Origin of the sequence: Vreelandella lutescens, assembly GCF_014640815.1 — a bacterium.
In the GTDB taxonomy this organism is placed as follows: domain Bacteria; phylum Pseudomonadota; class Gammaproteobacteria; order Pseudomonadales; family Halomonadaceae; genus Vreelandella; species Vreelandella lutescens.
The window spans coordinates 76704-82703 of sequence record NZ_BMHM01000008.1; the positions used below are offsets into that span (position 1 = coordinate 76704).

Below are 6000 nucleotides of genomic sequence, written 5' to 3' on the forward strand. Positions count from 1 at the left end.
CGCCCCGACATGGCAAACCGCCGTGTAAGGGAAGCGCTTATTAATGCTTCCATTAATGAGCGTTCCCGATGAGAGTGCAGGCCCTAACCGGGCCATATTGCCAGGGTTTGGCATCAGGTGCCGGCATGAGCCGGCAGCGGCATACCGCCGCACTCGACCCCGCAGGATGTCCTGCGGCTCGCACTCGAGACCTCCAGGGGAGAAACACAGTGGAACTGCTTTCCGGCGCAGATATGATCGCCCGCTTCTTGCAAGATGAGGGCGTTGAGTACATTTATGGTTATCCCGGTGGCGCAGCGCTGCATATTTATGATGCGCTGTTTCGTCAGGACAAGGTGAAGCACATCCTTGTGCGTCACGAACAGGCAGCCACCCACGCTGCCGACGGTTATGCCCGTGCCTCCGGCAAGCCCGGCGTGGTGCTGGTGACCTCTGGTCCTGGCGCGACTAACGCGGTCACCGGCATTGCCACTGCCTACATGGACTCCATTCCTATGGTAGTGCTATGCGGGCAGGTTATGAGTCACCTAATAGGTGATGATGCTTTCCAAGAAACCGATATCGTCGGTGTGACGCGCCCGATCGTGAAGCACAGCTTCTCGATTCGTCATCCGTCTGAAATCCCGGAAGTGCTGAAAAAAGCCTTCTACTTGGCATCGACGGGTCGCCCCGGCCCGGTGGTGGTGGATATTCCCAAAGATATGACGGCTCCCACCGAGCGTTACGAATACGTTTATCCGAAAAAGGTCAAACTGCGTTCGTATAACCCGGTTACCCGCGGCCATACAGGGCAAATCAAAAAAGCTGTTGAGATGATGTTAAAAGCCAAGCGCCCGGTGTTTTATACCGGCGGCGGGGTGGTCACGGGCAAAGCCAGCGAAGGCTTGACCGACTTGGTGAAGCAGTTGGGCTTCCCGATTACCACCACGCTGATGGGTATTGGCTCTTATCCGCAAAGCGACCGTCAATGCTTAGGTTGGCTGGGGATGCACGGCTCGTACGAGTCTAATATGGCCATGCATCACGCCGATTTGATTATTGCGATTGGCGCGCGCTTTGATGACCGAGTGACCAATAACACGTCGAAGTTCTGCCCAACGGCGAAGATTATTCACGTGGATGTGGACCCAAGCTCGGTGTCTAAAACCGTGCGCGCCGATGTGCCGATTGTGGGGCCAGCCTCTAGCGTCATTAATGAAATGATTAGCTTGGTGCAGGGCCAGGCCATCACGCATCCTGAAGCGCTCACCGATTGGTGGCAGAAAATTGACGGCTGGCGCGCCGAGCGTGAAGGCAAGCTCTACGAGCCTTCTAAGCCGGGCGAAGTACTCAAGCCACAAGAAGTGATCGAGGCGCTGTGCCGAGTCACCCGCGGCGAAGCGTACGTCACCACGGACGTTGGCCAGCACCAGATGTTTGCTGCCCAGTACTACAAGTTTGATAAGCCGAATCGTCTGATTACATCGGGCGGGCTAGGCACGATGGGCTTCGGTTTCCCGGCCGCCATGGGCATCAAACAAAACTTCCCGGAAGACGATGTGGTGTGTGTCACCGGTGAAGGCAGCTTCCAGATGATGATGCAGGAGCTCTCTACCTGTAAGCAGTACGGCGTGGGCGTCAAAATCGTCAACCTGAACAACGCATCGCTCGGCATGGTGCGCCAGTGGCAGGATTTGAACTACAAATCTCGCCATGCGCACTCTTATATGGAGTCGCTGCCTGACTTCCATATGCTGATTGAGGCGTACGGGTTCACCGCCATCACCGTGAGGACGCTAGACGAGTTGGAACCGGCACTTGAGCGTGCTTTTGCCAACAAGCATGAGTTGGTCTTCCTGGATGTAAAGGTCGACCCCCATGAGCACGTCTATCCGATGCAGGTACCGCTGGGTGCTATGCGTGACATGCTGCTGTCTAAAACGGAGCGTACCTGATGCGTCATATCATCTCGATTCTGATGGAAAACGAACCGGGTGCGCTGTCACGTGTGGTCGGACTGTTCTCCCAGCGTAACTTCAACATCGAAACGCTGAACGTGGCACCGACGGAAGATCCGTCGCTGTCACGCCTAACGGTCACCACGGTGGGCGACGACCGCGTCATTGAGCAGATCACCAAGCACCTCAATAAGCTGATTGATGTGGTCAAGCTGGTGGATCTCACTGAAGGTAACCACATTGAGCGTGAGCTGATGCTGGTGAAGGTGAAAGCGCTTGGCGCTGCCCGCGATGAAGTGAAGCGCACGGTGGATATCTTCCGGGCGCAGATCGTCGACGTGACGCCGAGCCTCTATACCGTGCAGATTACCGGCGACGCTTCGAAGTTAGATGCCTTCTTACAGGCCATGGCGCCAGTAGGTATTCTAGAAGTGGCGCGTACCGGGGTGTCTGGTATTGCCCGTGGCGATAAAGTGCTGTCTCTGTAAGCGGCGCTTTACTGCTGTCATTGTTCGTTGCGCCAGTGAAAAGCCGCCCCCTGTTGGGCGGCTTTTTTATGCGTGATGCCCTGCCACCCAGCGCGTCAGCGCGCGTTTACCGCTGCCCAAAAAGCATCAATGATCGGGTTTTTTAGCCGCCGATTGAGTACGCAAAGTCCTACATCGTAATGCGGTAGCTCAGGTTTAACGTTCAGCACCTGGACCCGTTCTGCTAGTGGGCTGTTATCAAGCACAATTTTGGGCACCACGCCGACGCCAAAGCCTAGCCCCACCATACTGACAATCGCTTCATGGCCTGCCACCTGGGCGTAAATGCGTGGCGAAATGCCCATCGCTTTAAACCACGTATTGGCATACTCCCTGGATAGCCCGGCTTCCGACAAAATCATCGGCACGTGTTGCCACTGCTCGGCGGTAGAGCTCTCTGGCTGAGGTGGCAGCCACGCATGGGGCTCGGTGGGGGCGATGAACAGCAGCGGCGAGCGGGTCAAAGATTTGAAGGCCAGCGCGCTAGGTGGAATACGCGGGCGAGGCGTAATCGCCATATCGTCTGCGCCTTCCAGTACTCTCGACATCGCATCGGCGGGGTCGCCGGTATGCAGTTTTAATTCAATACCGGGATGGCGTGTGCGCACATCGCTTAATAACGCATACAGAAAGCTATAGCTGGCCGTCACAGAGCAGTAAATGCTGATTTCACCACTGAGCTGAGCCGTGGTGGCGGCCAGCGTGCGCTTTTGCGTTTCCCACTGCTCTAGCGTCTCTCGGGCGTAGTGCTGGAACGTGATGCCTTGAGGTGTGAGCGTCACGTGCCGGTTGTCCCGCTCAAACAGGCGAGTGCCCAGCTCAGTTTCCACCTGCTGAATAGAGCGGCTGAGCGTTGAGGGGCTAATGTGGCAAAGCTCGCTGGCGCGGCCAAAATGTAGCGTGTCAGCCAGAGTGATCACGTGCTTGAGTAGGCGAAAATCCATAACGACCGACATCCTAGGCGTAATTTCATAATATGAAATAGTATGTTGCAAACATAGCGTTTTACGCAATGGCTGCGCTGTCGTAGAGTGACCTCAACGCCGAATCCCAGTGCTGCATAAGACGGCACGGGTGGCCATCAACGCTGACCTATACGCTATAAAAATTTGATAACACCGACTTCTGGAGTCTCGCCATGCACGTTTATTACGACAAAGATTGCGACCTGTCCCTGATCCAAGCCAAGAAAGTCACTATCGTTGGTTACGGCTCTCAAGGGCATGCCCACGCCAACAACTTGAAAGAGTCTGGTGTCGACGTCACCGTGGCGCTGCGTAAAGGCTCCTCTTCCGCAGCGAAAGCAGAAGCGGCTGGTTTAAAAGTGGCGAGCGTGACGGAAGCGTGCAAAACCGCTGACGTGGTCATGATTCTGGCGCCGGACGAAAACCAAAAGGCTATCTACGAGCAAGAAGTAGAGCCGAACCTGAAAGAAGGCGCGACGCTGGCGTTCGCCCACGGCTTCAATATTCACTACAACCAGATTGAGCCGCGCAAAGACCTCGACGTGATCATGATCGCGCCGAAAGCGCCGGGCCACACCGTTCGCTCTGAGTTCGTAAAAGGCGGCGGTATTCCTGACCTGATCGCCATTCATCAGGATGCATCTGGCAGTGCCAAAGAGCTGGCGCTCTCTTATGCTGCCGGTGTAGGCGGTGGTCGCAGCGGCATTATCGAAACTACGTTCAAAGACGAAACAGAAACTGACCTGTTCGGCGAGCAAGCGGTCCTGTGTGGCGGCGCGGTTGAGCTGGTAAAAGCGGGTTTTGAGACGCTGACAGAAGCTGGCTACGCGCCGGAAATGGCTTACTTCGAGTGTCTGCATGAGCTCAAGCTGATTGTTGACCTGATGTACGAAGGCGGCATCGCCAACATGAACTACTCCATCTCTAATAACGCAGAGTATGGTGAGTACGTGACCGGCCCTGAAGTCATCAATGATGAGTCTCGTGCTGCCATGCGTAACGCACTCAAGCGCATCCAAACCGGCGAATACGCCAAGATGTTCATCCAGGAAGGCAACACCAACTACCCATCCATGACAGCGCGTCGTCGCCTGAACGCTGAGCATGAAATCGAATTAGTCGGTGCCAAGCTGCGCGGTATGATGCCGTGGATTGCTGCCAACCAGTTGGTTGATAAGTCTAAAAACTAATTGTTGCACTGAGTTGCTAACGCCCCGAGAGCTCCATGCCTCGGGGCGTTTTTCGTTGTCCGCGGCAATAGGCTGGCTGCTTGGGCGTCACCGTGTAGAATGAGAAGAGATCACTTTTTATGTGACTTCACTTCAAATGGATGACACTTATGACCCAGGATGCTCGCGACCAAGAGCACGCAAAGACGCCGCCTTCAGATATTTCGACCAACGGTGAGTCACCTCAGCAAGCATCGAGTAGTGATGAGCCCGTCGGCAATGAAGACTTGGCGGCCGCTTTTCTGCGCGAAACCGAAGTGGTGGAAGAGGCCGTCGAAAATGGTAAGAAGATTCGTCGTAAAGGTATCTATCTCTTGCCTAACCTATTTACGACGTCTGCGCTCTTCTCTGGCTTCTTTGCCGTTGTCGCCGGGATTAACGGTGAGTTCACTTCCGCAGCGGTCGCTATTTTTATCGCCATGGTGCTCGATGGGTTAGATGGGCGTGTTGCCCGGATGACCAATACACAGAGTGAGTTTGGCGCGGAGTACGACAGTCTCGCCGATATGATCTCGTTTGGGATGGCACCTGCGCTCGTTGCCTTTACCTGGATTTTGCAAGACATCGGTAAAACCGGGTGGGTCGTCGCGTTTCTCTATGTCGCCTGTGCTGCGTTACGTTTGGCGCGCTTTAACGTACAGATTGGCAGCGTTGATAAAAAATGGTTCATCGGTTTGCCCAGCCCATCAGCGGCGGCATTGGTCGCAGCCAGTGTTTGGACATTTCACAGCTTTGATGCCGACGCGTTTGGTTTCAAATTGTTGATGCTAGTAGTCGTGGGCGCAGCCGGTATCCTGATGGTGAGTAATATCCGCTACTACAGCTTTAAGGATCTGGACTTTAAGAAGCCGGTGCCTTTTGTGGTACTACTAGCGGTGGTTCTAGGGTTCGTCATGATCTCGGTAGAGCCCTCTGTTATGCTGCTGCTGCTATTTGCTGCTTATGTGTGCTCAGGGCCGGTGCTGGCCGTTATGCGTAAGGCAAAACCCAAGCACTGAACTTTTTGAAAACTTTTTCACATTAGCTCTTGCCAACCCGGCCGTGAATCCGTAAAGTACGCATCCGCTGCCGGGGACGCCAAGCGTTACCAGCGGTGAAAGAGGTTGAAAAACCTCTGGTTTGTCAGGAAGTTAGAGCCGTCTTGTTATAGATTGAGTCGCTCGCTTCACTCGCTGAAAACAGCGGTTGACAAACACCAGGAAGTGCGTAGAATACGCCTTCCTCGCTGAGGCAACACGGTCCAGGTCATCGGGCCAGCGCAGCGAAAACGCTCTTTAACAATTTGATCAGGTAATTCATGTGGGCGCTTGCCGATGAGGGTGATAAATCACCAAATATCAAG

The 6000-nt window shown here is 54.7% G+C and carries 5 protein-coding genes; 4 read left to right on the forward strand and 1 reads right to left on the reverse strand.

Features of this window, described 5'->3' with window-relative positions; translation table 11 throughout:
* The first annotated feature begins 209 nt into the window (after window positions 1-209).
* Window positions 210-1934, forward strand: a complete 1725-nt coding sequence (locus IEW65_RS16505; protein WP_229755604.1) for an acetolactate synthase 3 large subunit — start codon at window positions 210-212, stop codon at window positions 1932-1934.
* Window positions 1934-2425, forward strand: a complete 492-nt coding sequence (gene ilvN, locus IEW65_RS16510; protein ID WP_030074339.1) for an acetolactate synthase small subunit — start codon at window positions 1934-1936, stop codon at window positions 2423-2425. The genes IEW65_RS16505 and ilvN overlap by 1 nt, the downstream gene beginning before the upstream one ends.
* Window positions 2426-2520: 95 nt before the next feature.
* Here the strand turns inward: ilvN and ilvY are convergent, their stop codons facing one another.
* On the reverse strand, window positions 2521-3408 hold the full coding sequence (gene ilvY / locus IEW65_RS16515) for an HTH-type transcriptional activator IlvY (RefSeq protein ID WP_188640551.1): 888 nt from the start codon (window positions 3406-3408) through the stop codon (window positions 2521-2523).
* Between the two features lie 194 nt (window positions 3409-3602).
* Here ilvY and ilvC point away from each other — a divergent pair, with 194 nt between their 5' ends.
* Both ilvC and pssA read left to right on the forward strand, forming a co-directional pair.
* Window positions 3603-4619 carry a ketol-acid reductoisomerase gene (ilvC, locus tag IEW65_RS16520; RefSeq protein WP_188640552.1) on the forward strand — a complete coding sequence of 339 codons (1017 nt, stop codon included), beginning with the start codon at window positions 3603-3605 and terminating at the stop codon, window positions 4617-4619.
* Window positions 4620-4768: 149 nt separating this feature from the next.
* Complete coding sequence (gene pssA / locus IEW65_RS16525; RefSeq protein ID WP_188640553.1) at window positions 4769-5656, forward strand: CDP-diacylglycerol--serine O-phosphatidyltransferase; 888 nt, start codon at window positions 4769-4771, stop codon at window positions 5654-5656.
* The last annotated feature ends 344 nt before the right edge of the window (window positions 5657-6000 follow it).